Raw genomic sequence first — 26,270 nt, forward strand, 5'->3', positions numbered from 1 at the left:
AAGCGTATCGCTGGCGCCAGCGGTACCTGCGTCAGCGGTACCTGAACGTCCGGGTGCGCCAGCAGTGGGTGTGCCAGTGGCGCCGCTCCGCGATCCCTGCCGCCTCTCCGAAGAGGTGGTCGTCGGCCCACACGACAAGGTGCGCCACCCCGGGCGGGATGGTGCGGGAGCAGCCGGGGCACGTGTACTCCTTGGCGGCGTTGCGCGTGGTCACCTGCCTGACCCGCCAGTCGCCGTCGGGCGCGGACTCGAGGCGGGCGAAGCCGGCAAGCACGCGCTCGGGGTCGAAGTCGTCGCGGTCCTCCCGGGACTCCTCCGCGGCCTTGGCGCTCCGTGGGACAGCGGGACGGCGACGGGGTCGGTTGGAGCGCGGCATGGCTCCATTCTGCCGTGCCCCCCGGCGGGGTCGCCGTCCGCCTCCAGACGCCGCCACGGTAGAGTTCTCGGGTGCGTCTCGTCATTGCCCAGTGCTCCGTCGACTATGTGGGCCGCCTCAAGGCCCACCTTCCGCTGGCCACCCGTCTCCTCGTGGTCAAGGCCGATGGCTCGGTGCTCGTGCACTCGGACGGCGGGTCGTACAAGCCCCTCAACTGGATGAGCCCTCCGGCTACGCTCCGGGTGGCTTCCCCGGCCGAGGCCGAGCTCGAGGAGGGAGTGCTCGAGCAGTGGACGGTCCAGTCGGCCAAGACCGACGACCGCCTCATCGTCAACATCCACGAGGTCGTGCATGACTCGAGCCACGAGCTCGGGCTGGACCCCGGCCTCATCAAGGACGGCGTCGAGTCCGACCTCCAACGCCTGCTCGCGGAGCAGATCGAGACGCTCGGAGAAGGCTTCACCCTGATCCGCCGGGAGTACTTCACCGCGATCGGCCCCGTGGACATCCTCGCCCGCGACGCCTCCGGCGCCACGGTCGCCGTCGAGCTCAAGCGCCGCGGCGACATCGACGGCGTCGAGCAGCTCACGCGCTACCTGGAGCTCCTCAACCGCGATCCGCTCCTCGCCCCGGTGCGCGGCATCTTCGCGGCCCAGCAGATCAAGCCCCAGGCCCGCACGCTCGCGCAGGACCGGGGGATCGACTGCGTGACCCTGGACTACGACGCGATGCGCGGGGTCGACGACGTGGAGTCCCGCCTCTTCTGACCTCCCGCCTCTTCTGACCTCGCAGGGCGCCGGAGGCGGGCCCGAGGCCGCCTGCCTCGCCTAAGATGCATGGCATGAGCCCCACCGATATCCCAGGACCTGGCGGAACCGGCACGTCGCGGCTCATCGCCCGTGGCCGGATCGTGAGCGACGGATCCTCGATCGACGACGCCGTGGTCGCCGTCGAGGACGACCGGATCGAGTACGCCGGGCCTGCCGCGGACTTCGACGCGGTGGCCTTCGGCGGCACCGTCCTCGAGCTTCCGCCCGACGCCGTCCTCCTGCCCGGCCTTGTCGACCTCCACTGCCACGGCGCGGCAGGGGTCGACTTCCCGAGCGCCGACGAGGAGTCTGCGCGCCGCGGCGTCGGCTACCTCCACCGCAGCGGCACGACGATGCCCCTCGCGAGCCTCGTCGCCGCCCCGCGCGACGACCTGCTGCGCGGGATCGACGTGTTCGCGCAGCTCGACGCGGAGGACCTCGTGGCCGGGATCCACCTCGAGGGCCCCTTCCTCTCCCCCGCGCAGTGCGGCGCGCAGGATCCTGCCCACCTCCTCGACCCGGACACCGATCTCGCGATGGAGCTCATCGAGGCGGCCTCGGGCGCGCTCGCGACGATGACCTACGCGCCCGAGCTGCCCGGAGCCGCCGACCTCGTGGACCTCCTCACGACACACGGGGTGACGCCCTCCCTGGGGCACACCGACTGCGACGACGCCACGGCGGACGCCTCGCTCGAGCAGGCCCGGGACGGACTGAGCGCGGCCGGGTACGACGGCGCGGAGGGCGTTCCGACGGTCACCCACCTGTTCAACGCCATGCCGCCGCTGCACCATCGCTCGCCCGGGCCCGTCGCGGCATCCCTGAGGGCCGCGGCGGCGGGCGGCGCCGTCGTCGAGCTGGTGGGGGACGCCGTCCACCTCGACCCGGCGATGGTGCGGACCGTGTACGCACTCGTCGGAGCTGCCAACATCGCGCTCGTGACGGACTCGATGGCCGCGGCCGGGCTGACGGACGGCCACTACACGCTGGGGACCTCGCCGGTGACGGTCGCGGGAGGCATCGCCACCCTCGACTCCTCGGGCGCGATCGCCGGCGGGACCGCGACGCTCCTGGAGGTGGTCTGCCGTGCCGCCTCGGCCGGAGTGCCCCTCGAGGAGGCAGTGCTCTCCGCGACGGCGGTCCCCGCCGCAGTGCTCGGGCGTGCGGATGAATTCGGCAGCCTGCGCCGCGGGCTCAGAGCCGATTTCGTGGCGACGGACGGTGCGCTCAATCTCGTCTCGGTGGTGCGCGGTGGCGAACTCCTGCCCGCCCCTGCAGCCGACCACTCGCGTTAGCACGACGTTTTCCATCATTTATCCAGACTGTTGATCTCGAAATGGGCGGGTGCCGTTGACCGTGCATCGGCGGCGTGGTTGGCTAGGAGCAGTCTTGATGTAGGTAGCAGTGTTTTTCATGCAATGCATGCTCGCAAGACCGTTGCGAGCGTGGAGTTCCCGGCCCTCCGGGTCCTCCCGCGGAGTAACCCGGCCGGCACACAAGTGGCGGCGTCTCGTTGCAGATCCACAGGAGAACGCAGGAATGGCACAGGGAACCGTCAAGTGGTTCAACGCCGAGAAGGGCTTCGGCTTCATCACCCCGGATGACGCCGAATCGGACGTGTTCGTCCACTACTCGGAGATCAAGTCGAGCGGCTTCCGCACGCTCGAGGAGAACCAGCGGGTCGAGTTCGAAATCGGCCAGGGCGCAAAGGGCCCGCAGGCCACGGGCGTGACCGCTCTCTGAGCAGCACGCGCAACCGGCCGTGAAGGTCAGGGAGGGGCTCCGGTCAGACCGGGGCCCCTCCCCCTTTTGCGTTCCATGGGACGCGGGGAAATGCAGTCACGCGTTCTTGACTGGAAAGTAAATAATCACCGCGGGTGCGGATTATCCGACGATCTGGCGCAGGAGCCTCATGCGGTGCCGCATCGTGAGGCCCGGAAGGTACGCCTGCGCGAGAGCGCGGCCGATGGCCGGCAGCTGGAGCGGGTCGAGATAGTACATGTAGAGGGCGTGGTACTCGGGCTGGAACCGCGACTTGAACTTCGCGAGCGACCGGAACCCGTAGACCGGTTCGAGCGCCTGCCCGACGGCGTCGAGCAGGGTCGAGAGCAGTTCGTCCCGGGACTCGACCTCCGCCCGCTCCCCCGAGGGGTCGGCCGCGAGCGGGGATCCCGAGAGGGAGATCCACTCGACCTCGGCGCGCAGCCGATTGACCGCGGAGGCGATGAGGAACTCCATGACCCCGGGGAAGCCGTCGGGACTGCGGCGCATGAAGTCGAGCGTCCACCCCACCACCCGGCCGTTCTCGAACACGGGCAGCCAGCTCGTGACCCCGTGCAGGCGGCCCTCCTCGTCCTGGGCGAGGCACATGAGGACCTCCGGGTCGTCGAGCTCGTCGATCCCGCCGAGCGTGAAGCCCATGTCCGGCAGGGACTTCTGGGCGGACCAGTCCTCCGAGAGGATGCTCAGCTGGACACGCTGGGACGGCGTCAGCGCGTGGTAGCGCGTCCACGCGGCGTGCACCCCGAGCTTGCCGGCCCGGTTGACGGCCGTGCGCACGTTCTGCCACTCCTTGCCTTTGAAGCTCAGCTCGCCCACGCGGAGCCTGGTCTCCTGGGCGACCTCGACGCGCTGGAAGCCGCGCGACCTCAGGAAGGGCCACAGTTCCGAGGTGAGGGAGTAGAAGCACGGGACGAGCGCGTGCTTGGAGCAGTACGCGATGAACTCCTCCACGGCCGCGGGCCCCCTGCCCGGGGCACCGATGGGCCCGGCGACGGAGAGAGCGACTCCGCCGTGCTGCTGGAACGCGAGCCCTGCCGTGGCGTGGCTGTCGAACCAGAAGCGGTTCGGCGGCCACAGCGTCATCCAGGACAGCGAGCCGCCGCCCCTCCGCACCAGGCTGCGGGCGAGTTCGAGGCTGTCATCCCGGGTCCCGAGGGTCTGCCGGCCGCGCAGGATCGCGACCGCGACGAGCATGAACGCCGCAAGCCACAGGATGAGGCCGCTGTAGGTGAACAGCCACAGCTCGGCCGGGTCCCGGGTGCGGAAGACCGCGAGGTAGTAGCGCGGGATCGGGGCGGGGATGTACTGCCTGACGACCTCCGATGCCAGTCCCCACAGTCCTTCCCGCCGCTCGAGGCCCCCGCCCCGCACCCAGAGCACCGTGTAGGCGGCCACGAGCCCCCCGGCGAGGGCGAGCCCGACGGCCGCGAGGCGCCGTCGCATGCCCCGGGCCGTCTGCACGGGGAACAGTTCCCGGTTGAGCCAGAGCACGACGACGAGCGCGAGGGCCGTGAGCACGCTCGGGAGGAGGTGGACGGCCCCGGAGGCGAGGACGCTGTAGCGGTTGCGCTGCGGTGAGAAGGGGATGCGGAGGAAGAGTGCCACGTAGCCGACCGCGAGGACGGCCACGGCGAGCTGCACGGCCAGCGCGACCTGCAGCGCCACGGTGCGGCCGCGGCGGAGGCCGAGGGCACAGACGAGCAGGATCGCCGGAGGCACGAGGGCCGTGATGTAGCCCTCCGGCGAGAGTGCGAGGGGCTGGGCCGACTGCAGGCAGGAGCCGGTGATCGAGCCGCCGCAGTCCTCCTGCAGCTGGCTGAGGACCGGCAGCGGGTTAAGGACCATGTCTCGCACGAGCGCGAGGGGGCCCGAGGGGCTCAGCGAGAGTGCTGTGAGCACGGGACCCACGGCCGCGAGGGCGACGAGGAGCGAGAGCAGGTTCCTCCGCTCGCGGGGGCTGGGCAGGACGGGGTGCGGCTCGTGGCGCCTGACTGTCCACCACGAGGCGGCGAGCCCCAGCAGCGCGCCGATGAGCCCGAGGACCGTCTCCGAGTGGCCGACGTACAGGGTGAGCATGCCCGAGATCCCGAGGACCCCCGCGCGCAGCCGGCGGCGCCAGAGCACTCCGAGCGTCGGGCTCGCCACCATGGCCGTGAACAGGGCCGCCGGGTACGGCCCGAGCACCGGGTCCTCGACCATGGACCCGAGCCACCCGTCCCCGCCCAGGCGGGCCATCTGGGTCACGATGAAGAAGACGGTCACGGCCGCGAAGTCGCCGACGAAGAAGAGGACGGCAGCCCGGATCGAGCCGTAGGCGATCTCCGCTACGGGGACCAGGACCGCGACCACCACCGTTGCCGCGAGGTAGGCCAACGGGTTCGTGACGAAGAAGATCGAGGTGAAGGCGGCCCACCACTGGCCTGAGCGCAGCGAGCCGACGTCGCCGCCGACGACGTCGAGCACGGAGGGACTGGGCCCGGACAGGATGCTACCGGTGGCCGCGCCGGCCACCCAGAGTGCCGCGATGACGCCGAGGGTGAACGGAACCCGCCGCGCGCCCCGCAGGGCCCCCCGCGCAGCGCTGCCCAGAGGCTGCAGGAAGCTCACGGGAACCCCCACCGCCCGGCGAGCATCTCGAGCCCGACCGGCATGGCCTTGGCGATCATCTCCCACGAATGGCCCTCACCCTGCACGATCTCCTCATGGACCTCGGTGCCTCCGCCGCGCGCCTGGTCGGCGATCACGTGCGCCTGCGCGATAAAGTCAGGATCGCGCGTTCCTGCCGCGAGGAACAGGAACTGGCCCTCGTGCCCTCCCTGAGCGAAGAAGTGCGCGGGCAGCTGGGCCTCGAACGCCGCGGTGTCGCCGTCGAACGCCGTGTCGATCGTCTTGCTCCGCTCCTTTGCGAGCGCTGGCTCCTTCTCGGCCGCGAAGCCCAGCGCGGAGCCGAAGAGCTCTGGGTGCTTGGCCAGCAGCTGCACGGAGCACGTGGCGCCGAAAGAGAAGCCGCCAGCCGCCCAGCGCGCCGGATCGGTCGAAACGCTCAGGTGCTCCTTGATCCACGGCGCGACATCCTGCACGAGATAGGTCTCGGCCTTGCCGAGCTTGGTGTCCATGCACAGCGTGTTCGCCGAGGGGTTCCCGATGGGATCGACCACGACAACCACCGGCGCGACGCCGTCGTGCTCCCGGGCGAAGCGGTCCATGCGGCCACGGAGCTGGCCTCCGCTGAGCCAGTCGGCCGGTCCCCCGGGCTGGCCCGCCATGAGGACCAGAACCGGCAGCTCGGGGCGCACGGCCGCGGAGTAGGCGGGCGGGAAGTACACGTAGGCGTCCCGCGCCGCGAAACCGGAGGCGGGGTTGGGTATCTGGACCTTGCGCAGTTCCCCGGTGCTGGGCAGGTCGCCGGGAGGCCTCCACCCGCTGAGGGGCACCGCCGTCGCCCCACCGCGCTCGAGGGCTGGCTCCAAAGGAGCGATCCGGCTCAGGCTCGAGCCCGTGAGATCACCCACGGTCAGGTTGAGGCCGAAGTACGCGTTGATCTGCTGTCCCGCGAGGAGTACGACGGCGAGCGCGGAGCCCACTGCCGCGATGCGCCGGCCCCATCGGCGCCTGGCCCGGCCGAGCCGGACCATGCAGAGGACGGCAAGCAGGATCCCGAAGACGCCGATGCCCACGTCGAGGAGCACCTCGGACGGGAGGTCTTCGGGGAAGACGCTGGCCACGTCCACGAGGATCCAGTGGACCAGCAGGGTGATTGCGGGGGCCAGAACGGCCGCACCCGCGAGGAATGCCAGACCGCGCCAGCGCGGCCGGGGGGCGAGGACCGCCCAGAGGAGGTACAGGGCCCCGGCGACGGCAAGGACCCAGCACGCGACGGCGAGTGGCCCGTCGACGACCCGGAGTTCGAGGATCGCGTCCATGGCGGCCCGTTCAGCGCCACGTGCCGACGCCCACCACGGGGCCGGCCTCCAGCCACGCGGCGAGGCCCGCGTAGGCGCTGAAGTCCATTGCGAATCGGACGCTCTCGCCCAGATAGAGCAGCTCGACGATCACGACGTCGGCCTGCACCTTGGTGCGCTCAGCCTCGGTGGGTGCGCGCCTCCCCTGCAGCTCGAGCGAGCTGCGGGTGAAGCGGTGCTTTGCCACCGGGCTCAGGGAGAGGAGGTTGAACCATTCCAGTTCGGTGTCCTGATAGCGGCAAACCCCCATCCTCCAGGGCCCTGAGGCCATGGAGATGGAGGCATCCACTGTGCCCAGGGTGCGCCGCAGGACGAAGCGGCGCACCCCAAGGACACAGAGCAGCCCTGCGAGGAGCAGGAAGAGCGCTGCCAGGACGATGAACGGAAGGGCAGAATCGTCCATCGAGGTCTGGCTAACGAGTCCCCGCGGCTGGTTCGCCGATCTTCGCGTTGTCGGCGACGATCACAACCCGGTCCGAGTCGACGGAGAAGAACCCGCCGTCCACGGTGGCCGTGATCCGCGAGCCGTTGACCGGCTCGATCGCAATCTCGCCCGCGTGCATGATTGCCAGCAGCGGCGTGTGGCCGGGAAGGATCCCGACCTCGCCGTCCGCCGTGCGGGCCTTGACCATCTTCGCCGGGCCTGACCACACGAAGTGGTCCGCCGCGACGATCTCGACCTCGAGCTCAGCCATGCTACTTGGTCTGCTCCTGGATCTTGGCCCAGTTGCGCTCGACGTCGTCGAGCCCGCCGACGTTGAAGAACGCCTGCTCGGCCACGTGGTCCAGCTCACCATCGCAGATCGCCTTGAAGCCCTCGATCGTGTCCTTGATGGAGACGGTCGAGCCCTCGACACCGGTGAACTGCTTCGCGGTGTAGGTGTTCTGCGAGAGGAACTGCTGGATGCGGCGCGCACGGGCCACGACGATCTTGTCCTCTTCGGAGAGCTCGTCGACGCCGAGGATCGCGATGATGTCCTGCAGCTCCTTGTTCTTCTGCAGGATCTGCTTCACGCGGACGGCCGTGTTGTAGTGGTCGTGCCCGATGTACTGCGGGTCGAGGATGCGCGACGTCGAGGTCAGCGGGTCCACGGCCGGGTAGAGGCCGCGCGAGGCGATCTCGCGGGAGAGCTCGGTCGTCGCGTCGAGGTGCGCGAACGTCGTCGCCGGCGCCGGGTCGGTGTAGTCGTCGGCGGGGACGTAGATGGCCTGCATCGACGTGATCGAGTGGCCACGCGTCGAGGTGATGCGCTCCTGGAGGAGACCCATCTCGTCGGCGAGGTTCGGCTGGTAGCCGACGGCCGAGGGCATGCGGCCCAGGAGCGTCGACACCTCGGAACCCGCCTGCGTGAAGCGGAAGATGTTGTCGATGAACAGCAGCACGTCCTGGTTCTGGACATCGCGGAAGTACTCCGCCATCGTCAGAGCCGTGAGCGCAACGCGCAGGCGCGTTCCCGGCGGCTCGTCCATCTGGCCGAACACGAGCGCGGTGTCCTTGAGGACCCCTGCCTCGTCCATCTCGACCCAGAGGTCGTTGCCCTCGCGGGTGCGCTCCCCCACGCCGGCGAACACCGAGGTGCCGCCGAAGTTGCGCGCCACGCGGGTGATCATCTCCTGGATGAGGACGGTCTTGCCGACGCCGGCGCCGCCGAACAGGCCGATCTTGCCGCCCTTGATGTACGGCGTGAGGAGGTCGATGACCTTGATGCCGGTCTCGAGCATCTCGGTCGAGCCCTCGAGCTGGGCGAAGGACGGGGCCTTGCGGTGGATCGGCCAGTAGTCCGAGGCCTGGATCTCGGACTCGTCGACGTCGAGCGGCTTGCCGAGGACGTTGAAGATGTGGCCCTTGACGCCGTCGCCGACGGGGACGGAGATCGGCGAGCCCGTGTCGGCGACCTTGGTGCCGCGCACGAGGCCGTCGGTCGCCTGCAGGGAGATGGCGCGGACGAGGTTGTCGCCGAGGTGCTGGGCGGTCTCGAAGGTGATCTCGCGCGTGTGGTCGCCGAGCGTGATCGTCGTGGTCAGCGCGTTGTAGATCTCCGGGATCGCGTCGGACGGGAACTCGACGTCGACAACCGGCCCGATCACGCGGGCAATGCGGCCCGTCGCGCCAGCGGTGGCAACCGCTTCAGAGGCAGTGGCAGTCATCTCTCTCACTTCTTTGCGTAGATGGCGTGGAATCAGTCTATGGGGTGGTGCCTGCTCAGCCGGCGGCTCAGGCGTTGAGGGCGTCCGCGCCCGCGATGATCTCAGTCAGCTCCTGCGTGATCTCCGCCTGGCGGGCGGTGTTGCGCAGGCGCGTGTACTTCTTGATCAGGTCGGTCGCGTTGTCCCCAGCGTTCTTCATGGCCCGCTGGCGCGAGGCGAGCTCGCTCGCCGCCGACTGCAGCATGGCCGCAAAGATCCGCGACTCGATGTAGCGCGGCAGGAGCGCGTCGAGCACCTGCTCGGGCTCCGGCTCGAACTCGTACAGCGGAAGGAGGTCCTTCGCGTCCGCCGCGTTCTCCTCGACGACCTCGAGGGGAAGGAGGCGGACAACGGTCGGCTCCTGCACCACCATTGACTTGAACTGGGTGTAGACGACATGGATCTCGTCGACCCCGCCGTCCTCGTAGCGCTCAGCGAAGGCCTCGAGGAGGACCTTGCTGATCTCCTGTGCGGTCGCGAAATCGGGGCTGTCGGTGCCACCGGTCCACACGCGCGCGTAGTCGCGGTTGCGGAAGTCGAAGTAGGCCTGGCCCTTGCGGCCGACCAGGTAGGTGGCCACCTCCTTGCCCTCTTCGCGCAGCAGCTCCGCAAGCGATTCGGCCCGCTTGAGGATGCTGGCCGAGTAGGCGCCGGCCTGGCCGCGGTCTGCCGTCAGCACCAGCACCGCCGCGCGCCGCACCTGAGCGGGCTCGGTGGTCAGCGGGTGGTCGATCTCGGACGAAGAGGAGACAGCAGAAACGGCGCGAGTAATGGCATTCGCGTACGGCAGGGAGGCGGCCACGCGGGCACGCGCCTTACCGATGCGGGAGGTGGCAATCAGCTCCATCGCCTTGAACATCTTGCGCATCGACGTCGTCGATGCGATCTTCTGGCGGTAGACCCGGATCTGGGCTCCCATTCTTGTCCTTTCCTCACCCTTGCTGGCCGGACGGGCCGCGGCTGTGGGCCACGGCCCGTCCGGTCAACAGCAGGGAATCAGCGCTTCTGCTTGACGATCTTTTCCTGGTTGACGTCGCCCTCGGCAAGAGCATCGTGCTCTTCGTGGCCGGCGCCGACCAGCTGGTTGTCGCCCTCGCCGAAGAAGCCCTTCTTGAACTCCGTCACCGCGGTCTTGAGGGCCTCGACGGTGTCGTCCTCGAGCTTGCCGGTCTGAGCCAGCGTCGTGAGGATCGACGTCTTGCGCTTGAGGTAGTCGATGAAGTCAGCCTCGAAGCGGCGGACGTCCTCGACCGGGACATCGTCCAGGTAGCCGCGTGTGCCGGCCCAGATGGAGACGACCTGCTCCTCCACGGGGTACGGGGAGTACTGGCCCTGCTTGAGAAGCTCCATGAGGCGGGCGCCACGGGTGAGCTGCTGGCGGGACGCGGCGTCGAGGTCGGACGCGAACATCGCGAACGCCTGCATGTCGCGGTACTGCGCGAGGTCGAGCTTCAGCGTGCCGGAGACCGACTTCATCGACTTGACCTGGGCGGCACCACCGACACGGGAGACCGAGATGCCGACGTCGACGGCCGGGCGCTGGTTGGCGTTGAACAGATCCGACTGGAGGAAGATCTGGCCGTCGGTGATGGAGATGACGTTGGTCGGGATGTACGCCGAGACGTCGTTCGCCTTGGTCTCGATGATCGGCAGGCCGGTCATCGAGCCCGCACCGAGCTCGTCCGAGAGCTTCGCGCAGCGCTCGAGGAGGCGGGAGTGCAAGTAGAACACGTCGCCCGGGTACGCCTCGCGGCCCGGCGGGCGGCGCAGGAGGAGGGACACCGCACGGTATGCCTCGGCCTGCTTCGAGAGGTCATCGAAGATGATGAGGACGTGCTTGCCGCCGTACATCCAGTGCTGGCCGATGGCCGAGCCGGCGTACGGAGCGAGGTACTTGAAGCCGGCGGGGTCCGAGGCCGGCGACGCCACGATCGTGGTGTACTCGAGGGCACCGTGGTCCTCGAGGGTCTGGCGCACGGCCGCGATCGTCGAGGCCTTCTGGCCGATTGCGACGTAGATGCAGCGGACCTGCTTCGTGGTGTCGCCCGAGGCCCAGTTCGCCTTCTGGTTGATGATCGTGTCGACCGCGATGGCGGTCTTGCCGGTCTGGCGGTCACCGATGATCAGCTGGCGCTGGCCGCGGCCGATCGGGATCATGGCGTCGATCGCCTTGAGGCCGGTCTGCATCGGCTCGTGGACCGACTTGCGCTGGGTCACACCCGGGGCCTGGAGCTCGAGTGCGCGAGTGCCCTCGGCAGCGATCGGACCGAGGTCGTCGATCGGGGTGCCGAGCGGGTCGACAACGCGGCCGAGGAAGGCGTCGCCGACGGGCACGGAAAGGATCTGGCCGGTGCGGTGCACCTCCTGGCCCTCCTCGATCCCACCGAAGTCGCCGAGGATGATGACGCCGATCTCGCGGACGTCGAGGTTCTGGGCGAGGCCGAGCGTTCCATCCTCGAAGCGGAGGAGCTCGTTTGCCATGACCGAGGGGAGACCCTCGACACGGGCGATGCCGTCGCCGGCGGTGGTGACGCGGCCGACCTCGACGCGCTCAGCCGTCCCGGGCTCGTAGGAAGCCGCGAAATCGTTAAGCGCGCTGCGGACGTCGTCGGCGTTGATGGTCAGTTCGGCCATCTGCAGTCCCTGCTCTCTTGATTCTCATGGTCATCGTAAGAGGTCCTGCGATGACCGGATTGTCTGGTACGAAGTGTGCTGATGCCTCAGCGTGCCTGGCTGGCCAGCTGACGGCGCAGCTCACCGAGCCGCGACACCGTCGAGGCATCGAGCACCTCGTCGCCGACCGTCACGCGGAGTCCGCCGACAAGCAGCGGGTCCACAGTCGTGTTCATCTTCAGCTCCCGCCCGTAGAGGCGGTTGAGCCCAGTCTGGAGCCGCTCAGCCTGCGACCCGGTGAGCGGGCGCGCGACGGCGACGTCGGCGATCCAGCGCTTCTGCCGGCCGGCCGCAAGGGCTGCGAACCTCTCGATCAGCTTCGCTGGCTTGAGCCCGCGCGGGGCGGCAGCCGCCTGGCCGATGAGGAGCTTGGCCTCCTCCGACGCCTGCGGCACGAGCCGGAGGGCGAGGGAACGCTTGGCCTCGGGCGAGGCCTGCTGCTCGGTCAGTGCATTCTGGAGCTCGTGGCTCTCTTCGACGGCGTGGTTGAACGCGAAGAGGTCATTCTGCAGCTTCTCCAGGCCGCTGAGTCCGCTCGCGGTCCCCGCGCCCTGCTCGGCCACGGCGATAGCCACGGTCGAGGCGAGGGTCTCGAGTGCATCGCTGACATCGCGGGCGTCGGCCCAGCGCGAGGCGGCCAGCTTGGCCGTGATCTCGACGGCGTCAGCGGACGCCTTGCCGTCCAGCAGGCTGTGCACGAGAGCCGACTTCTCCGAGCCCTCGCGGGACGGATCGGTCAGCGCCCGGCGGAGCCCGGCGGAGCCGTCAAGGACACCCACGATGCCGAAGAGCTCACGCGCCAGCGACAGCGACGCCGTCGGCAGCGTGGTCTCCAGGTCCGCGAGTGCGGCGGACAGCGATTCGCTCGATACTCCTGCCATTACTTCGCTGCACCTGCGTTCTGGGACTCCAGCTCGTCGAGGAAGCGGTCCACCACGCGGGCGGCACGGGCATCGTCGTCGAGGGACTCTCCGACGATCCGGCCGGCCAGGGTCGTGGCCAGCGTGCCGACCTCGGCGCGCAGCGAGGCGACCGCCTGCTGGCGCTCGGCCTCGATCTGCACGTGGGCCTGCTCGGTGATGCGGTGGGCCTCGGCCGTGGCCTTCTCCTTGAGCTCGGCAAGGATCTGGGCGCCCTCGGCACGGGCCTCCTCACGGATGCGGTTCGCCTCCGTGCGGGCATCGGTGAGCTGCTGCTTGTACTCCTCGAGGGCGGCAGAAGCCTCCGCCTGGGCCTTCTCGGCCTTGGCGATGCCACCCTCGATGGCCTCGGCGCGCTCCGCAAAGGTCTTCTCGAACGCCGGGACAACGAACTTGACCACGATGAAGAGAAGGACGGCGAAACCGACGGCGGTGACGAGCACCTCCCACCAGTTCGGCATGAGCGGGCTGCTCTGGCCTTCGGTGGCGGCGCGGACAATGATCTGATTCATGTGTTCCACCCCTCCTATCTACTCGGTACTGGCTGTGTGTGCCTCGTGCGAAATCAGAGCACGAAGGCGAACACGAGACCGAGGATCGCAAGCGCCTCGGTCAGCGCGAGGCCCAGGAACGCGATGGGCTGGAGGACGCGCTGCGCCTCCGGCTGGCGGGCGACGCCGTTGATGTACGCAGCAAAGACGAGACCCACGCCGATGGCACCGCCGATGGCGGAGAGACCATAGCCGACGAGGTTGAGGTTGCCGGTCATTGTGTTCCTTTCAGGTTGCCCAGCGGGCTTGTTTGAGTGATCGGTTCATCCCCCTTCGCGGGGGAATTCTCAGTGGGCGTCGGCGTGCAGCGCGCCCTGGATGTAGATCGCGGTCAGCAGCGTGAAGACGTAGGCCTGCAGGACCATGATCAGAGCTTCAAGCATGTACATGGCGATCGCGCCGACGAGCACGAGGAGCGAGGTGCCCTTCAGCAGCACGCTCTCCTGCGAGATGAGGAACGCGATGCCCGATCCTGCCAGCGCCACGACGAGGTGGCCGGCGAGCATGGTCGCGAAGAGACGGAGGCTGTGGGTCATCGGGCGGACGATGAAGTTCGAGATGATCTCGATCGGCACGACGATCGGGAGGATGAACCACGGCACGCCGGAGGGGACGATCGTGAGCTTGATGAACTTCGGGCCGAACTTGCGCAGGCCCACGCCGATCCAGATGACGTAGACGAGGGCGGCCAGGAAGTACGGGCTGCCGACGTGGGACATCGTCGGGAGCTGGAAGAACGGGATCGCGCCGTAGATGTTGTTCAGGAGGATGAAGAAGAACAGCGCGAAGAGCAGGGGCACGAACTTCATGAAGTCCTTGCCGCCGATGATGTCCTTGCCAATCGAGTTGCGAACGAAGCCGTACAGGTACTCGCCAGCGAACTGGAGCTTGCCCGGGACGAGCTGGCCCTTGCGCGCGGCTGCGAGGAAGAACCACGCGATGAAGGCGACCGACAGGAGCACCAGGAGCATCTGCTTCGAGAAGCCCTCGGCCTCGCCCCACGGGAAGATGGCCGGGAGGTGCATGTCCTCGAGGGTTGGCGGGGTGAAGGCGCCGTCATCGGCCGGAAGCGTGAGCGGGGTCAACGCAATTCCTCTCTGCAGTGTCCATCGTCGGGCAGATGCTGGGGCGAGTGGCTTCGACCCCCACATGTGAAATTTTCGGGTGCTCCATCAGCTGTCGTCCTCCGGCGCACCGCCGTCTGCCGGTCCCTTCCGCCGCGGTGCGAGGAGGCCGTGCTTCATGGTCAGGTAGATGCCGCCGGCAATCCCCACCAGGGCGCCAGCGAGCACGAGCCAGCGTGTTTTCAGGAGATTGTCCAGCCCCCACCCTATCAAACTCCAGACAACGATCCCGCCAATGACGTAGCTGAAGACGGCCATGCCGGAGTTGTAGCCGCCGTCACCTTCGGGGGCGCCGGAGGCGCCTCCGGTGGGGTCCTCGCGGTCAGCCACGGGTGCCCTCCGTCCCGGAATCCCGGACGGGTGCGTCGTCGAAGATCTGCAGCCGGAGGCGGCTGAAGACGAACACCTCGACGGCCTGCCAGACGACCACCGTCACGATGCCCGAGGCGCCGAACCAGGGTCCATCGATCCAGGCCGGCGTGCCGAGCCAGATCAGGAGGGCGGCGAAGCCGACGATCTTGAGCACGTACACGACGGCGAAGACGCCGATCGCCCCCGAAGGGTTGCGCCGCCCGGCGATGTGGCCGGCGAGCAGGCTCAGGGCGAAGAAGGCGATGACGACCGCCGCCGCGAAGAGGACACTGCCCGCAGCGCCCGCGCCGGAGGCGAGGAGCGCCGCAGCCGCGAGGACGAGGGCAGCACCGGCAGACGCCGCCGTGCACTTGGCCGCGAGGCCGAGCCACGGTGATGCGGCGGCGGCCGGGGACCCGAAATCTCCCTCGGTGCGCGTCGCTCGTGTCATGTTCTGGTGCCATTCGTCGGCGGCCTGCATGTCAGGAGGCCGGCGGGGTTGGGGTGCAGTCCTATTCTACACGCCATAGAAGTCGTCCCGTCCCCAGCCGGCACCGCGCGAGGCGGGGCAGGCCGCCGTCGTGGGCCGCGCACGGCGGTCACCGCGCGAGGCGGACACGCAGCCAGAGCGGGGAGGTCAGGTAGGCGATGACGACGGCGGCGGCGCCCACCTGGGCGACGAGGCTGCCTGCCGGCGGGGCGGTCACGGCATAGAAGCCCGCGAGCCCGGTCGCGACCGACGCGGCGGTGACGAGCAGCGCGACCTGGACGTGGCTGAGCCCGTTGTCGGTGAGCCGCTGGTAGACGTGCTCGCGGTGTGAGGCGTACCACCGCTTGCCGGCAGCGGCACGGCGCACGAGGGTCGTGAAGGTGTCTGCGAGGTAGATGAGAACCGGAGAGAAGACGTACTCGAGGCGCACTTCGGCGAGGAAGGCCGCGACCCCTGTCAGGGCGATCCCTGCGCCGAGGAGGTAGCTGCCGACATCGCCCATGAACATGGCACCCCGCAGGATGTTCCACGGGAGGAAGCCGGCGAACGAGGCGGCGATCAGCACCCCGGCGGCGACGAGCCAGGCGTGCCCCGTCACTGCGCCGGCCGCGGCGTAGAGCAGGCCGACCGCGACCCCGTGGAGGCCCGAGATGCCGTTGACCCCGTCCATGAAGTTCGCCACATTGATGTAGGCCGCTACAGCGAGCGCACCGAACGGGAGCCACCACAGTCCCTTGCCGGTCACGAGCAGGATGGCGAGCGTGCCGCCGAGGCCGACGGCGAGCTGGAGCGCGGCGCGGCTGCCGATGGAGAGCCCGCGCAGGTCCTCGGTCCATCCGACGACGGCGGCCGCGGTGGCCCCGGCGACGATGCACAGCGCGAGGCCCACGCCGTCGGACGCCGCGCCGGTGGCCAGGGCCGAAGCCCACCCTGCGAGGAAGCCGGCGCCGATCGTGAGGCCGAGTCCCCGGACGGTCGGTCGGGTGTGGGAGGAGCGCTCCCCAGGCAGGTCGATGACGCCGAGCCGGAACAGGACCGGGCGGGCGAGCACGGGAAGCACGGCGCTCACGGCGAGGGCCACCAGTGCGGACACCAGGGCCGGGACGAGGGCAGCCGGCACGCTCACGGGGTGCCTGCCCGGCGGGAAGGCTCCGTCCCGGTGACCCGGGCGGCCCCGCTGATTCGCTCGGGGCTCGTGATCCGTTCCGGACCCGCCACCGGCTCGTGCGAGAGTTCGGTCTCCTCCTGGACCTGCGCCTCGAGCATGGCCTCCTCGCTCCGCTCGCACGCGGCGAGCCAGCGGTCGTAGTCGAGCTGGTCAGGGGCGATGCCGGCCGAGGCGGCGTGGGAGATCTTCGGGTGCAGGGGCCGCGCGTCGACGACGTCCGGGTCGACGAGGTCCTCGTGCAGCTTCTCCGCAGGGCGCAGGCCCGTGTAGACGATCTCGATGTCCTTGCCGGACATGGCGATCATGCGCTGGGCGACGTCGAGGATCCGCACGGGCTCGCCCATGTCCAGGATGAGGACCTCTCCCCCGCTGCCGATCGCCCCGGCCTGGATGACGAGCTGGCACGCCTCCGGGATCGTCATGAAGAAGCGCGTGACCTCGGGGTGGGTGACGGTGACGGGACCGCCGTTGCGGATCTGCTCGGAGAACAACGGCAGCATCGATCCGCGGCTGCCCATCACGTTGCCGAAGCGCACCGAGACGTACCGGCGGCCGGTGCGTCCGGCCATCCACGCGGTGAGCCGCTCGGCAACGCGCTTGGAGTGGCCGAGGACGGTCGTGGGCGCGGCGGCCTTGTCGGTGGAGATGTTCACGAACGCCTCGACGCCCACAGCCTCGGCTGCGCGCAGGACGTTGAGGGTGCCCAGCACGTTCGTCTTCCAGGCCTCGGCCGGGTACTGCTGCAGGAGGGGGGCGTGCTTGAGCGCCGCGGCGTGGAACACGACCTCGGGCCGGCGTTCGCGGAAGACCTCAGCCAGGGACCCGGCGTCCCGGATGCTCGCGAGCACGGTGTCCCGGCCGTCGAGCAGCCCGCGCCCGGTCATCGAGATCTGGGTGGCCTGGAGGGCGGTCTCGTCGTGGTCCACCATGATCAGCTCGGCGGGGGCGAACGGGTGGATCTGGCGGCACAGCTCGGAGCCGATCGAACCTCCTGCGCCGGTCACGAGGACGCGCTTGCCGGTGATGTACCCGGCGATCTCCTCCACCTTGATGTCCACGGGGCGGCGGCCGATGAGGTCCTCGACGTCCACTTCGCGGAAGTCGGTGACGCTGTGGTCCCCGCCGCCGAGCATGTCCTTCAGCGGGGGCAGGACGAGGACCTTCACGCCGAGCCCGGCGACGCGGTCCGAGACTCCGCGGATGAACGCCGAGTCCGCGGCGGCGAAGGCGAGGATGAGCACCGTCGCCCGCGTGCGCCTGATGAGCTCGGGGAGGTCCTCCCCGGTGCCGAGGACCTGGACCGAGGAGACGCGGAGGTGCTTCTTGGCGGGATCGTCGTCGACGAAGCCGGCGGGGAAGTACGGCGACGCCGGGTCCTGCATCATCCGCGTGACGAGGTTGGTCCCGAGGAAGCCGGCGCCGTAGATGAGCGCCTGCTGCGCATTCGCGCCGGGCTTCTGCTTGCTCTCGACGAACATGCGCTTGACGTAGCGCGTCGCCGCCATGAAGAGGGCGGCGAAGGGGAACGCGATGACGCCCGTGCTCCTCGGGATCTGGAGCGTAAAGCCCAGGAACGTGCTGAGCAGCACGAGGATCGTCGCGACGATGATGGTCACCGCGATGAGGAGCCTGGCCTCTTCGAAGGAGCCGAAGCTGTGGCGGCCCTGGTACAGGGCCATGCTGAATCCCACGAGGGCCTGGCTGCCGATGGCCAGGAGGCTGAAGACCACGACGCCGTTGGGGGCGAGGGTCTGCTCGGTCAGCTCGTAGCGCAGCACGACCGCCATGAGGATGGCCAGCGTCCATGCTCCGGCGTCGAGGGCGAACTGGATCCAGCGCCACAGCACCGGTCTGGGGGCCTCCGGCGGGATTGCGGACAAGCTCATCGGTATTTCAGTGACTCTCTTCTGGGGAGGGGGTGGCGGGAATCCGTCCCCCATGCGTGTCCAAGATACTCCGGTCGGCAGGGTGGACCGTGCGCGTGACGGCGTCTCTGCGGCCCTGCGGTCACCGCCTGGGTGCAACCATGCTCCGGTAGCGGCCGGCCCGCACCTGGGTGGGCAGCAGGCGGTAGGCCGCGCGCAGGGCGACATTGCGGAACCACTGGCCGCCTGTGATGAAGCCGCCGGCGTGCAGCTGGCCCTGGACCACGAGGTCGCGCGCGAATGCGCCGAGGCCCCCGCGCCGCTCGTAGGCGCCGCCAGAGACGCGGTACCGCACGAGCGGCTCGGCGAGGTTCCGCACAGTGGCCCCCGCGGCCATCATGCGCGCCCACAGCCAGTAGTCCTCGGCCGCCGGCACGACTTGGTACCCGCCGACGGCCTCGGCCGCCGCGCGGCGGAAGACGGCGGTCGGGTGGCAGATCGGGTTCCGGAACGGCGCGGCGGAGAGGATCTCGGGCGACGAGGTCGGGACCGAGCGGGTGGCGAGGACGACCGCCTCGTCGTCGCCGATCTCCTCCATCGCGCTGCCCACGAGGTCCGCGCCGCCCTCGATGACGGGCACCTGGGCGGCGAAGCGGTGCGGGACGGAGACGTCGTCGGCATCGGCCCGGGCCACGATCCCGTGGCGGCACTCCGCGAGGCCCCGCCCGAGCGCGGCCGTGATCCCGACGTTCTCGGGCAGAGCCACAACGCGCACGGAGGTGGCCGGGCCGGCGATCGCGGCGGCGTCGTCGATGGCGGCCTGCAGCTCGGGGCGCACGGGACCGTCCCGGACGATCACCGCCTCGGCGGGCGGCCGCTCCTGCTCGGCGGTGCTGGAGGCGAGGGCACGACGGAAGCGCTCGGGGGTGTCGCCGTCGTACACGGGCATGAGGAGGCTGAAGGGCTCCCCGGTCGCGAACTCCTCCGCCGGCTGCAGGTCAGGCACCGGGCGCAGCGGGTAGACCCCCGCGAGGACGTCGGCGTTGGGGCGGGGGGGCCGCCCGGCATCGCGTGCGCCCCGGACCAGGCAGTCGGCGAGCGTGCGGCGGTCCGTGGACTTCGCGAACGTGCGCGCCCAGATCCTCGCTGTCGCGAACGTGAAGGCGAGCCGCTCCCACGGCGCGAGGGACCGGCCCCGCCCGTACAGCCAGAACCGGTTGCGGACCTCGTAGTAGAAGCGGGGGCCCGGGTCGACGTCGGTCGTGCCGAACTTCTTGGTGTGGTGGGTCACGACCGAGGCGGGCACCTGGACCGCGTCGTGGAACCGGGCAAGCCGGGTCGTGTACTCGAAGTCGTCGCCCCACAGGAAGTAGTCCGCAATCGGCAGGCCGAGCGCGCGGACGGCGTCGCCCGAGAGGAAGCAGGAGACGAACGACGCGCTGCGGATGGCCTTGCCGCCGACGGCGGCGGCGCGGCGCCGCTGGGCGGGGGTCGCGGCGAACCACTCGTCCATGGTGTTCATCGGATGTTCCCGCCCGTCGGTCCACTCGACGCGGCTGGCCATGACGGTGGGCCGGTGCTCGGGCGCGGGCGCATAGCGCTCCCACGCGTCCACCGCGGCCGCGAGCGTCTCGGCGTGCGGCTCCGTGTCGTCGTCCATGACCCAGACGAGGTCCGCGGCGTGGTCGAGCACGGCCCGCTCGATCCCGACCGTGAACCCCCCGGCGCCGCCGACATTGGACTCCAAGCAGACGAGGTCGATCGCCAGCGGTGTCTCGAGGTTGCGCACGAAGTCTGCCGAGCCGTCGGCGGAGGCGTTGTCGACGACGACGACGGTGTCGGGGCGCCGGGTGCCTCCGGCGATCCCCGCGAGGGTCTTCGCGAGCAGTTCGCGGCGGTTGAAGCTGACGACGACGGCGACGACGCGGGGCGTTGAGCTCATGCTGTGGGGGGACCTTCTCACGGCGGGGCGGGCACGTTCACGATACCTGCTTGACGGGCACTGCCCCCGCGCCGCCCCTACGATGGACCTATGGCTCACCACGGCACGCCCTCGGGGCGGAATACGGTCGCGCGCGAAATCCAGCGTCCCCACTGGTGGGTCTTCGGCTCGAACGGCTTCGTCGGCGGCGGCATCGTCGCAGAGCTCCGCGGCCGCGGCATCGAGCCTGCCGGGGCACGGGCACTGCGGCTCACCACCGCGGCGCGGGACACGGCCGGAGTCGTGGCCGACGCCGAGGCCTCGGCCAGCCTGGCGGACCTCGCCGCGCGCATCCCTGCCGGGGCGGTCGTGGTGAACGCCGCGGGCCTCGCCGCCCCTGATTCCGCCGACGACGACGCCCTCTACGGGGCGAATGCCCTGTGGCCCTCGGTCCTCGCGCTCGCGTGCGCCGAGGCCGGGGCCGCGCGGCTCGTGCACCTTTCGAGCGCCGCCGTCCAGGGATACCGTCCCGTGCTCGACGAATCGTGGGACACGAGCCCCTTCTCGCCGTACTCGCGCTCGAAGGCGCTGGGCGAGGCCGCACTCCGAGCCCTGCAGCCCCGGCTCCCCGACGGGATGCTGAGCATCGTCCGCGCCACGAGCGTCCAGGGAGCCGGCCGGCGCACGACGGCGTCGTTCGCCCGCGTCGCCTCCTCGCCGCTCGCGTCGGTCGCCGGGGCCGGGGACGCGCCGTCGCCCGTGAGCTCGCTGCCGGCCCTGTCCCAGTTCGTCGTGGACGTGGGGCTCCGCCGCCCGGACCAGACGGTGCTCCTGCAGCCGTGGGAGGGCCTGTCCGTGCGGGAGGCGCTCGCCGCGGCCGGGGGCCGCGAGCCTGCCCGGGTGCCGGCGTGGCTGTGCCGCGCCGCGGTCCGGACCGGATTCGCCGTGTCGAAGGTCGCCGGGGAGTCCCTCCACGGCCCCGTGCGAAGGGCCGAGGTCATGTGGTTCGGCCAGGCGCAGGAATCCGGCTGGGCCGAGGCCAACGGCGTGCTGCCGACTCCCCGGGCCGAGCAGGTCCTGCGGCAGGCCGCCCCCGGCTCCGGCTCCGGCTCCGGCTCCGGCTCCGGGGAACGCTAGCCGGAGGCTCCCCCGGGGGCTTCCGCCGGCCCCGCGGTCGGGGTCTGGCGCTCGCCGGGCTCCTCGGCCGGCTCCGGCTCCTCGGCAGCCGGCTCGGCCCCGCCGGAACCCGTACTGGGCTCCTCGGCGGCCGGCTCCGGCTCCTCGCCCAGGCCCAGGACGTCCGGGGCCACCTCGCGCAGGGCCGCGAGCGGGAGCGCTCCCTGGCGCACGACTTTCAGCCGCTCCCCCGTGCAGTCCACGATCGTGGAGGGGACGCCGCCCTGCCCCGCCGCGTCCGTGCCCCCGGCATCCGACCCGGCCACCGGCCTGGTGCCGTCCTCGAGGTACACCTCGACACTCTCAGCGAGCTGCTCGCGGGCCTCGGCCGCAGTTTGGGCCGCCGCGTGCCCGGTGCGGTTCGCGCTCGAGACGGCGAGCGGGCCGGTGATGGTCAGAAGGGCCTGGGCCAGCTCGTCGTCCGGGATGCGGAGGGCGACGGTCCCCTTCGTCTCGCCCAGGTCCCACGTGAGGGACGGCTGCGCGTGGAGGATGAGCGTGAGCGGCCCGGGCCAGAACTTCTCCGCGAGGGCGCGTGCGGCCGCGGGGACCTCGGTCGCGAGGCCGTCCATCGTCTGCAGGCGCGGGATGAGCACGGGCGGCGGCATCGAGCGGCCGCGGCCCTTCGCGGCGAGGAGCGTCGCGACCGCCTGGGCCGAGAACGCGTCCGCCGCAATGCCGTACACCGTGTCGGTGGGCATCACGACGCACTGCTTCGCTGCGATCGCGCGCTGGGCGTGGGCAAGCCCTTCGGCGCGCTGTTCAGGGTCGGTGCAGTTGTAGCTCGTCGTCGTCACGGCGAACATTCTTCCACGCGCCCGGACTCACCCGGCACGGACCGCGCTCGTGGACCGCGGGAGGCCGTTGAGGTCCGTGTGGGAGCGCACGTCGGTCCACGCCGGGTCCGCGCCGAGGACCGCGGCGAGCCGCTCGGCCTGGACCTCCGCGTGCTCCATGACGAAGAAGCCGCCGGGCTTCAGGAGCCTCGTCGCGGTCGCGGCCGCGGCGAGCGGCAGCTCGAGGCCGCCCTCGGCCCCGCCGTAGAGCGCCATCTCCGGATCGTGCTCGGCAGCCTCCGGCTCGCGCGGGACCATGCCCGGCGGGATGTACGGCGGGTTGGACACCACCACGTCGACCGTCCCGTCCAGGTCTGGGAAGGCCGTGCGCAGGTCCCCCAGTGCCAGCCGCACGCGGCCGCCGGTCGCCTCCGCGGCGAGGTTGCGGGCCGCCCAGGCGTGGGCGAGCTCGGAGAGCTCGACCGCGTGCACGACGGCGGTGGGCACCTCGTGCGCGATCGACGCGGCGATCGCCCCCGAGCCGGTTCCGAGGTCGACGACGACCGGTCCCCGCCGAGCCCGAGGCGGGGCGGCGGCGTCGTGCGCTGGGGTCGGGAAGTGCTCGGCAATCCAGTCGAGCGCGAGCTGCACCACCCCCTCCGTCTCCGGGCGCGGGACGAAGACTCCGGGGCCGACCGCGAGCGTGAGGTGCCGGAAGTGTGCGACTCCGGTGAGGTGCTGCAGCGGGACCCGGCGGGCACGCTCTGCGACAAGTTCCCAGAAGGCGTCCCAGAAGCCCACCGGGAGCGGCGTGCCCATGATCGCGAGGGCGCGCAGGCGCCCGAGTCCACCGCCGGCGAGCTCGCCCGCCAGCAGGTGCTCGGCGAGGTGCTCGGCGTCCGCGCGCGGACTCGGGACGCCGGCCTCGGCCAGGAGCGCCGCGGCGCGCCGCAGCGCTTCCCCGAGGTCCCGGGGCTCCTCCACGCCGCTCCCGGCGCCAGCGGTCATTCGCCGATCGCGTCGAGCCGCGCCTGCTCATCCATGTCGATGCAGGACTGGATCACGGGCCCGAGGTCGCCGTTCATGACGGCGTCGAGGTTGTATGCCTTGTATCCCGTGCGGTGGTCCGCGATGCGGTTCTCCGGGAAGTTGTAGGTGCGGATGCGCTCCGACCGGTCCATGGTGCGGACCTGGGACTTGCGGGCCTCCGCGTTCTCGGCGTCGATCTGCTCCTGCTGGTGGGCCAGGAGGCGCGAGCGGAGTACGCGCATCGCGGCCTCGCGGTTCTGCAGCTGCGACTTCTCATTCTGCATCGCCACCACGATCCCGGTGGGCAGATGGGTGATACGCACGGCCGAGTCGGTCGTGTTGACGCTCTGGCCGCCGGGGCCCGAGGACCGGTAGACGTCGATCTTCAGGTCGTTCTGGCTGATCTCGATCTCCTCCGGCTCGTCGACCTCGGGAAAGACGAGGACTCCCGCGGCGGAGGTGTGGATGCGGCCCTGCGACTCGGTCACGGGCACCCTCTGGACGCGGTGCACACCGCCCTCGAACTTGAGGTGCGCGAAGACGCCCTCGGCAGGGTCGTTGGAGGAGCCCTTGATGGCGATCTGGATGTCCTTGTAGCCGCCGAGGTCCGACTCGGTCGACGAGAGCACCTCGGTCTTCCAGCCCTTGGACTCCGCATAACGCGTGTACATGCGGGTCAGGTCCGCTGCGAAGAGCGCCGCCTCGTCGCCCCCCTCGCCGCCCTTGACCTCAAGGATCACGTTGCGGGCATCGTTGGGATCGCGCGGGATGAGCAGGCGCCGCAGCCTCTCCTGGGCGGCCGGCAACTGCTCCTCGATGGAGGCGACCTCGCTCGCGAAGTCCGGGTCCTCCGCCGCCATCTCGCGGGCGGCCTCGAGGTCGTCGTCGAGCTGCTTCCAGCGGTTGTAGGCCTCGACGATGCCGTTGAGCTGCGCCGAGCGCCGGCCGAGCTTCCTGGCACGTGCCTGGTCCTGGTAGACCGCGGGGTCGCTCAGCTCCTTCTGCAGGTCTGCGTGCTCGTCCAGCAGTCCTTGCACGGACTCGAACATGTCGGGGGCCTTTCTGGGTCAGTCAGCTGCCTGATTCTCGCACCCGGGCGCATCCCGGTGCCACGACGACGGCGGCCGGCACCGGGGGTACCGGGCCGGCCGCCGTTCGGGTCAGCTAGTGCTTGTCGTTCTCGCCCTTCGAGGCGAGCGTCGTCTTCTGCACCTGGAGGAGGAACTCGACGTTCGAGCCCGTCTCGCGGATCTTCGTGGTGAGCAGCTCGAGCGCCTGCTGGGTGTCGAGGCCGGAGAGCACGCGGCGCAGGCGCCACATGATCTTGACTTCCTCCGGCGAGAGCAGGTTCTCCTCGCGGCGCGTGCCGGACGCGTTGACGTCCACGGCCGGGAAGATGCGCTTGTCGGCGAGGGCGCGGGACAGCCGCAGCTCCATGTTGCCGGTGCCCTTGAACTCCTCGAAGATCACCTCATCCATCTTGGAGCCCGTCTCGACGAGCGCCGTGGCGAGGATGGTCAGCGAGCCGCCGTTCTCGATGTTCCGCGCGGCGCCGAAGAAGCGCTTCGGCGGGTACAGCGCGGCCGAGTCGACACCGCCGGAGAGGATGCGACCCGAGGCCGGGGCGGCGAGGTTGTACGCGCGGCCGAGCCGGGTCATCGAGTCGAGCAGCACCACGACGTCCATGCCCATCTCGACGAGGCGCTTGGCGCGCTCGATCGCGAGCTCGGCCACCGTCGTGTGGTCGTCGGCCGGGCGGTCGAAGGTCGAGGCGATGACCTCGCCCTTCACCGAGCGCTGCATGTCGGTGACCTCTTCGGGACGCTCGTCGACGAGCACCATCATCAGGTGGACCTCGGGGTTGTTCACCGTGATCGCGTTCGCGATGGACTGCAGGATGAGCGTCTTGCCGGCCTTCGGCGGGGAGACGATGAGGCCGCGCTGGCCCTTGCCGATCGGTGCCACGAGGTCGATGACGCGCGGGCCGATCTTCTTCGGGTCGGTCTCGAGGCGCAGGCGCTCGGAGGGGTACAGCGGGACGAGCTTGGTGAACTCGACCCGGCCCTTCATCTCCTCGGGGCTCTTGCCGTTGACGCTCGTGACCCGCACGAGGGCGTTGAACTTCTGGCGGCCGCCCTGCTGCTGGCGGTTCTCCTCGCCGTCGCGCGGGGCGCGGATGGCGCCGACCACCGCGTCACCCTTGCGCAGGCCGTGCTTCTTGACCTGGGCGAGCGGCACGTAGACGTCGTTGGGACCGGGCAGGTAGCCGGAGGTGCGGATGAAGGCGTAGTTCTCGAGGACGTCGAGGATGCCCGCGACAGGGACCAGGACGTCGTCCTCGGTCACCTCGGTGTCATCGACGTCCGGGCCCGCGCTGCGGCCGCGCCGGCGCTCGTTGCGGTCGCGGAACCGCTCGTTGCGGCCGCCCTGCTCGCCGCCGTCGCGGTCGCGGCCGCGGCGCGAGCGGCGTGAACGGCGCGAGCCGCCCTCGTCGCCGTCGCCCTCGTCGCGCCGGCTCTGGCGCTCCTGGCCCTCGTCGCGCCGGCTCTGGCGCTCCTGACCCTCCTCGCGCCGGCTCTGGCGCTCCTGGCCCTCCTGGCGGTCCGACCGCTCGCGGCCCTCACGGCCACGGCGCTGGCGGCCCTCGCCGGCCTCCTGCTGCGGGGCCTCGGCGGGCTGCTGGGCAGCGCGCTCGGGCTCGGCGGCCTTCTGGGGCGCCTCCGCCGGCGCCTCAGCGTGAGCCTCTGCAGGCGCCTGAGCGCGCTGCTCGGGGGCAGCAGTCTCGGTGCCGGAGCCCTGAGCGGCCTCAGCGCGGCGGCTGCGGCCGCGGCTGCGGGCCGGGCGCGTCGGCTCAGCCGGCGCCTCGCTCGGGGCGGCAGCCTCGACGGGAGCGGCTTGCGCGACCGACGCCTCGGAGGCGGGGGCCGCGGCAGGGGCGGGCGCCTCGAGCAGTGCGGACTGGCCTTCGGCCGCGGGGGTCACGACGCCGTCGCTCCCCGCACGACGGCGGCTGCGCCGGGCGCGGGGGGCGGGCTCGGCCGCGGGGGCCTCGGCGGCAGCGGCCGGCTCGGCAGCCGCGGTCGCGGCGGCCTCGGCGGCCGGAGCCTCGC

25 protein-coding genes are annotated in these 26,270 nt (G+C 70.6%); 4 read left to right on the forward strand and 21 right to left on the reverse strand.

The window, feature by feature from the left end; all coding sequences use genetic code 11:
- Positions 1-31 precede the first annotated feature (31 nt).
- Positions 32-376, reverse strand: a complete 345-nt coding sequence (locus ABD298_RS04470) for an ATP/GTP-binding protein (protein WP_208709171.1) — start codon at positions 374-376, stop codon at positions 32-34.
- 71 nt (positions 377-447) lie between these two features.
- On the opposite strand from ABD298_RS04470, the gene nucS reads away from it, so the two are divergent.
- The 3 genes from nucS to ABD298_RS04485 all read left to right on the forward strand — a co-directional run bounded on the left by nucS (position 448) and on the right by ABD298_RS04485 (position 2,928).
- Entirely contained in the window at positions 448-1,143 is a 696-nt protein-coding gene (gene nucS / locus ABD298_RS04475; protein WP_208709173.1) for an endonuclease NucS, read from the forward strand.
- Between the two features lie 74 nt (positions 1,144-1,217).
- The gene (locus ABD298_RS04480) at positions 1,218-2,480 is read left to right on the forward strand and encodes an N-acetylglucosamine-6-phosphate deacetylase (RefSeq protein WP_344298450.1); all 1,263 of its coding nucleotides are present in this window, start codon (positions 1,218-1,220) and stop codon (positions 2,478-2,480) included.
- 244 nt (positions 2,481-2,724) lie between these two features.
- Entirely contained in the window at positions 2,725-2,928 is a 204-nt protein-coding gene (locus ABD298_RS04485; RefSeq protein ID WP_208709177.1) for a cold-shock protein, read from the forward strand.
- 141 nt (positions 2,929-3,069) lie between these two features.
- On the opposite strand, the gene ABD298_RS04490 is transcribed toward ABD298_RS04485, so the two are convergent.
- The 16 genes from ABD298_RS04490 to ABD298_RS04565 all read right to left on the reverse strand — a co-directional run bounded on the left by ABD298_RS04490 (position 3,070) and on the right by ABD298_RS04565 (position 20,200).
- On the reverse strand, positions 3,070-5,574 hold the full coding sequence (locus ABD298_RS04490; RefSeq protein WP_344298451.1) for a phosphatidylglycerol lysyltransferase domain-containing protein: 2,505 nt from the start codon (positions 5,572-5,574) through the stop codon (positions 3,070-3,072).
- Positions 5,571-6,890, reverse strand: coding sequence for an alpha/beta hydrolase (locus tag ABD298_RS04495; RefSeq protein WP_344298452.1), 1,320 nt, complete (start codon positions 6,888-6,890; stop codon positions 5,571-5,573). The genes ABD298_RS04490 and ABD298_RS04495 overlap by 4 nt, the downstream gene beginning before the upstream one ends.
- Positions 6,891-6,900: 10 nt before the next feature.
- A complete protein-coding gene (locus ABD298_RS04500; RefSeq protein WP_344298453.1) occupies positions 6,901-7,332 on the reverse strand; it encodes a DUF2550 domain-containing protein in 432 nt (143 codons plus the stop codon).
- A 10-nt stretch (positions 7,333-7,342) separates the two neighbouring features.
- Entirely contained in the window at positions 7,343-7,624 is a 282-nt protein-coding gene (locus ABD298_RS04505; protein ID WP_208709185.1) for a F0F1 ATP synthase subunit epsilon, read from the reverse strand.
- 1 nt (position 7,625) lies between these two features.
- On the reverse strand, positions 7,626-9,077 hold the full coding sequence (atpD, locus tag ABD298_RS04510; RefSeq protein ID WP_344298454.1) for a F0F1 ATP synthase subunit beta: 1,452 nt from the start codon (positions 9,075-9,077) through the stop codon (positions 7,626-7,628).
- A gap of 67 nt (positions 9,078-9,144) precedes the next feature.
- Complete coding sequence (locus ABD298_RS04515; protein WP_344298455.1) at positions 9,145-10,035, reverse strand: F0F1 ATP synthase subunit gamma; 891 nt, start codon at positions 10,033-10,035, stop codon at positions 9,145-9,147.
- 77 nt (positions 10,036-10,112) lie between these two features.
- On the reverse strand, positions 10,113-11,750 hold the full coding sequence (atpA, locus tag ABD298_RS04520; protein ID WP_344298456.1) for a F0F1 ATP synthase subunit alpha: 1,638 nt from the start codon (positions 11,748-11,750) through the stop codon (positions 10,113-10,115).
- Positions 11,751-11,836: 86 nt separating this feature from the next.
- Positions 11,837-12,670, reverse strand: coding sequence for a F0F1 ATP synthase subunit delta (locus ABD298_RS04525; protein ID WP_344298457.1), 834 nt, complete (start codon positions 12,668-12,670; stop codon positions 11,837-11,839).
- Entirely contained in the window at positions 12,670-13,221 is a 552-nt protein-coding gene (locus tag ABD298_RS04530) for a F0F1 ATP synthase subunit B (RefSeq protein WP_344298458.1), read from the reverse strand. The genes ABD298_RS04525 and ABD298_RS04530 overlap by 1 nt, the downstream gene beginning before the upstream one ends.
- Positions 13,222-13,274: 53 nt before the next feature.
- On the reverse strand, positions 13,275-13,478 hold the full coding sequence (gene atpE / locus ABD298_RS04535) for an ATP synthase F0 subunit C (protein ID WP_066498570.1): 204 nt from the start codon (positions 13,476-13,478) through the stop codon (positions 13,275-13,277).
- Between the two features lie 69 nt (positions 13,479-13,547).
- Positions 13,548-14,345 (reverse strand): F0F1 ATP synthase subunit A, encoded by a 798-nt coding sequence (gene atpB / locus ABD298_RS04540; RefSeq protein ID WP_344298460.1) that lies wholly within the window; start codon positions 14,343-14,345, stop codon positions 13,548-13,550.
- 87 nt (positions 14,346-14,432) lie between these two features.
- On the reverse strand, positions 14,433-14,714 hold the full coding sequence (locus tag ABD298_RS04545; protein ID WP_255405228.1) for an AtpZ/AtpI family protein: 282 nt from the start codon (positions 14,712-14,714) through the stop codon (positions 14,433-14,435).
- Positions 14,707-15,186, reverse strand: a complete 480-nt coding sequence (locus ABD298_RS04550) for a hypothetical protein (RefSeq protein ID WP_344298461.1) — start codon at positions 15,184-15,186, stop codon at positions 14,707-14,709. The genes ABD298_RS04545 and ABD298_RS04550 overlap by 8 nt, the downstream gene beginning before the upstream one ends.
- A 148-nt stretch (positions 15,187-15,334) precedes the next feature.
- Positions 15,335-16,351: an MraY family glycosyltransferase gene (locus tag ABD298_RS04555; protein ID WP_344298462.1), complete on the reverse strand. Its 1,017-nt coding sequence runs from the start codon at positions 16,349-16,351 to the stop codon at positions 15,335-15,337.
- Positions 16,348-18,279 (reverse strand): polysaccharide biosynthesis protein, encoded by a 1,932-nt coding sequence (locus tag ABD298_RS04560; protein WP_344298463.1) that lies wholly within the window; start codon positions 18,277-18,279, stop codon positions 16,348-16,350. The genes ABD298_RS04555 and ABD298_RS04560 overlap by 4 nt, the downstream gene beginning before the upstream one ends.
- Before the next feature lie 121 nt (positions 18,280-18,400).
- Complete coding sequence (locus tag ABD298_RS04565; protein ID WP_344298464.1) at positions 18,401-20,200, reverse strand: glycosyltransferase; 1,800 nt, start codon at positions 20,198-20,200, stop codon at positions 18,401-18,403.
- A 90-nt stretch (positions 20,201-20,290) separates the two neighbouring features.
- Between ABD298_RS04565 and ABD298_RS04570 the strand changes: the two genes are divergently transcribed.
- Positions 20,291-21,316, forward strand: a complete 1,026-nt coding sequence (locus tag ABD298_RS04570; protein WP_344298465.1) for an NAD-dependent epimerase/dehydratase family protein — start codon at positions 20,291-20,293, stop codon at positions 21,314-21,316.
- Here the strand turns inward: ABD298_RS04570 and ABD298_RS04575 are convergent.
- The 4 genes from ABD298_RS04575 to rho form a co-directional block, all read right to left on the reverse strand.
- Positions 21,313-22,152 (reverse strand): L-threonylcarbamoyladenylate synthase, encoded by an 840-nt coding sequence (locus ABD298_RS04575; RefSeq protein ID WP_425564307.1) that lies wholly within the window; start codon positions 22,150-22,152, stop codon positions 21,313-21,315. The two genes, ABD298_RS04570 and ABD298_RS04575, sit on opposite strands and share 4 nt — an antisense overlap.
- A 27-nt stretch (positions 22,153-22,179) precedes the next feature.
- Positions 22,180-23,139 (reverse strand): peptide chain release factor N(5)-glutamine methyltransferase, encoded by a 960-nt coding sequence (gene prmC, locus ABD298_RS04580; protein WP_344298467.1) that lies wholly within the window; start codon positions 23,137-23,139, stop codon positions 22,180-22,182.
- Positions 23,136-24,209 (reverse strand): peptide chain release factor 1, encoded by a 1,074-nt coding sequence (gene prfA / locus ABD298_RS04585; RefSeq protein ID WP_344298468.1) that lies wholly within the window; start codon positions 24,207-24,209, stop codon positions 23,136-23,138. The genes prmC and prfA overlap by 4 nt, the downstream gene beginning before the upstream one ends.
- Positions 24,210-24,324: 115 nt before the next feature.
- A partial coding sequence (gene rho / locus ABD298_RS04590) for a transcription termination factor Rho (RefSeq protein WP_344298469.1) occupies positions 24,325-26,270 on the reverse strand: 1,946 nt, incomplete at its 5' end.

Source organism: Sinomonas flava (genome assembly GCF_039531875.1).
In the GTDB taxonomy this organism is placed as follows: domain Bacteria; phylum Actinomycetota; class Actinomycetes; order Actinomycetales; family Micrococcaceae; genus Sinomonas; species Sinomonas flava.

Excerpts from the sequence above, each read along its gene's own strand:
- ABD298_RS04470 (WP_208709171.1), bottom strand. The coding sequence starts at position 376 with ATGCCGCGCTCCAACCGACCCCGTCGCCGTCCCGCTGTCCCACGGAGC.
- ABD298_RS04480 (WP_344298450.1), top strand. The coding sequence starts at position 1,218 with ATGAGCCCCACCGATATCCCAGGACCTGGCGGAACCGGCACGTCGCGG.
- ABD298_RS04485 (WP_208709177.1), top strand. The coding sequence starts at position 2,725 with ATGGCACAGGGAACCGTCAAGTGGTTCAACGCCGAGAAGGGCTTCGGC.
- ABD298_RS04495 (WP_344298452.1), bottom strand. The coding sequence starts at position 6,890 with ATGGACGCGATCCTCGAACTCCGGGTCGTCGACGGGCCACTCGCCGTC.
- ABD298_RS04500 (WP_344298453.1), bottom strand. The coding sequence starts at position 7,332 with ATGGACGATTCTGCCCTTCCGTTCATCGTCCTGGCAGCGCTCTTCCTG.
- ABD298_RS04505 (WP_208709185.1), bottom strand. The coding sequence starts at position 7,624 with ATGGCTGAGCTCGAGGTCGAGATCGTCGCGGCGGACCACTTCGTGTGG.
- atpD (WP_344298454.1), bottom strand. The coding sequence starts at position 9,077 with ATGACTGCCACTGCCTCTGAAGCGGTTGCCACCGCTGGCGCGACGGGC.
- ABD298_RS04515 (WP_344298455.1), bottom strand. The coding sequence starts at position 10,035 with ATGGGAGCCCAGATCCGGGTCTACCGCCAGAAGATCGCATCGACGACG.
- atpA (WP_344298456.1), bottom strand. The coding sequence starts at position 11,750 with ATGGCCGAACTGACCATCAACGCCGACGACGTCCGCAGCGCGCTTAAC.
- ABD298_RS04525 (WP_344298457.1), bottom strand. The coding sequence starts at position 12,670 with ATGGCAGGAGTATCGAGCGAATCGCTGTCCGCCGCACTCGCGGACCTG.
- ABD298_RS04530 (WP_344298458.1), bottom strand. The coding sequence starts at position 13,221 with ATGAATCAGATCATTGTCCGCGCCGCCACCGAAGGCCAGAGCAGCCCG.
- atpE (WP_066498570.1), bottom strand. The coding sequence starts at position 13,478 with ATGACCGGCAACCTCAACCTCGTCGGCTATGGTCTCTCCGCCATCGGC.
- ABD298_RS04550 (WP_344298461.1), bottom strand. The coding sequence starts at position 15,186 with ATGACACGAGCGACGCGCACCGAGGGAGATTTCGGGTCCCCGGCCGCC.
- ABD298_RS04560 (WP_344298463.1), bottom strand. The coding sequence starts at position 18,279 with ATGAGCTTGTCCGCAATCCCGCCGGAGGCCCCCAGACCGGTGCTGTGG.
- ABD298_RS04565 (WP_344298464.1), bottom strand. The coding sequence starts at position 20,200 with ATGAGCTCAACGCCCCGCGTCGTCGCCGTCGTCGTCAGCTTCAACCGC.
- ABD298_RS04570 (WP_344298465.1), top strand. The coding sequence starts at position 20,291 with ATGGCTCACCACGGCACGCCCTCGGGGCGGAATACGGTCGCGCGCGAA.
- prmC (WP_344298467.1), bottom strand. The coding sequence starts at position 23,139 with ATGACCGCTGGCGCCGGGAGCGGCGTGGAGGAGCCCCGGGACCTCGGG.
- prfA (WP_344298468.1), bottom strand. The coding sequence starts at position 24,209 with ATGTTCGAGTCCGTGCAAGGACTGCTGGACGAGCACGCAGACCTGCAG.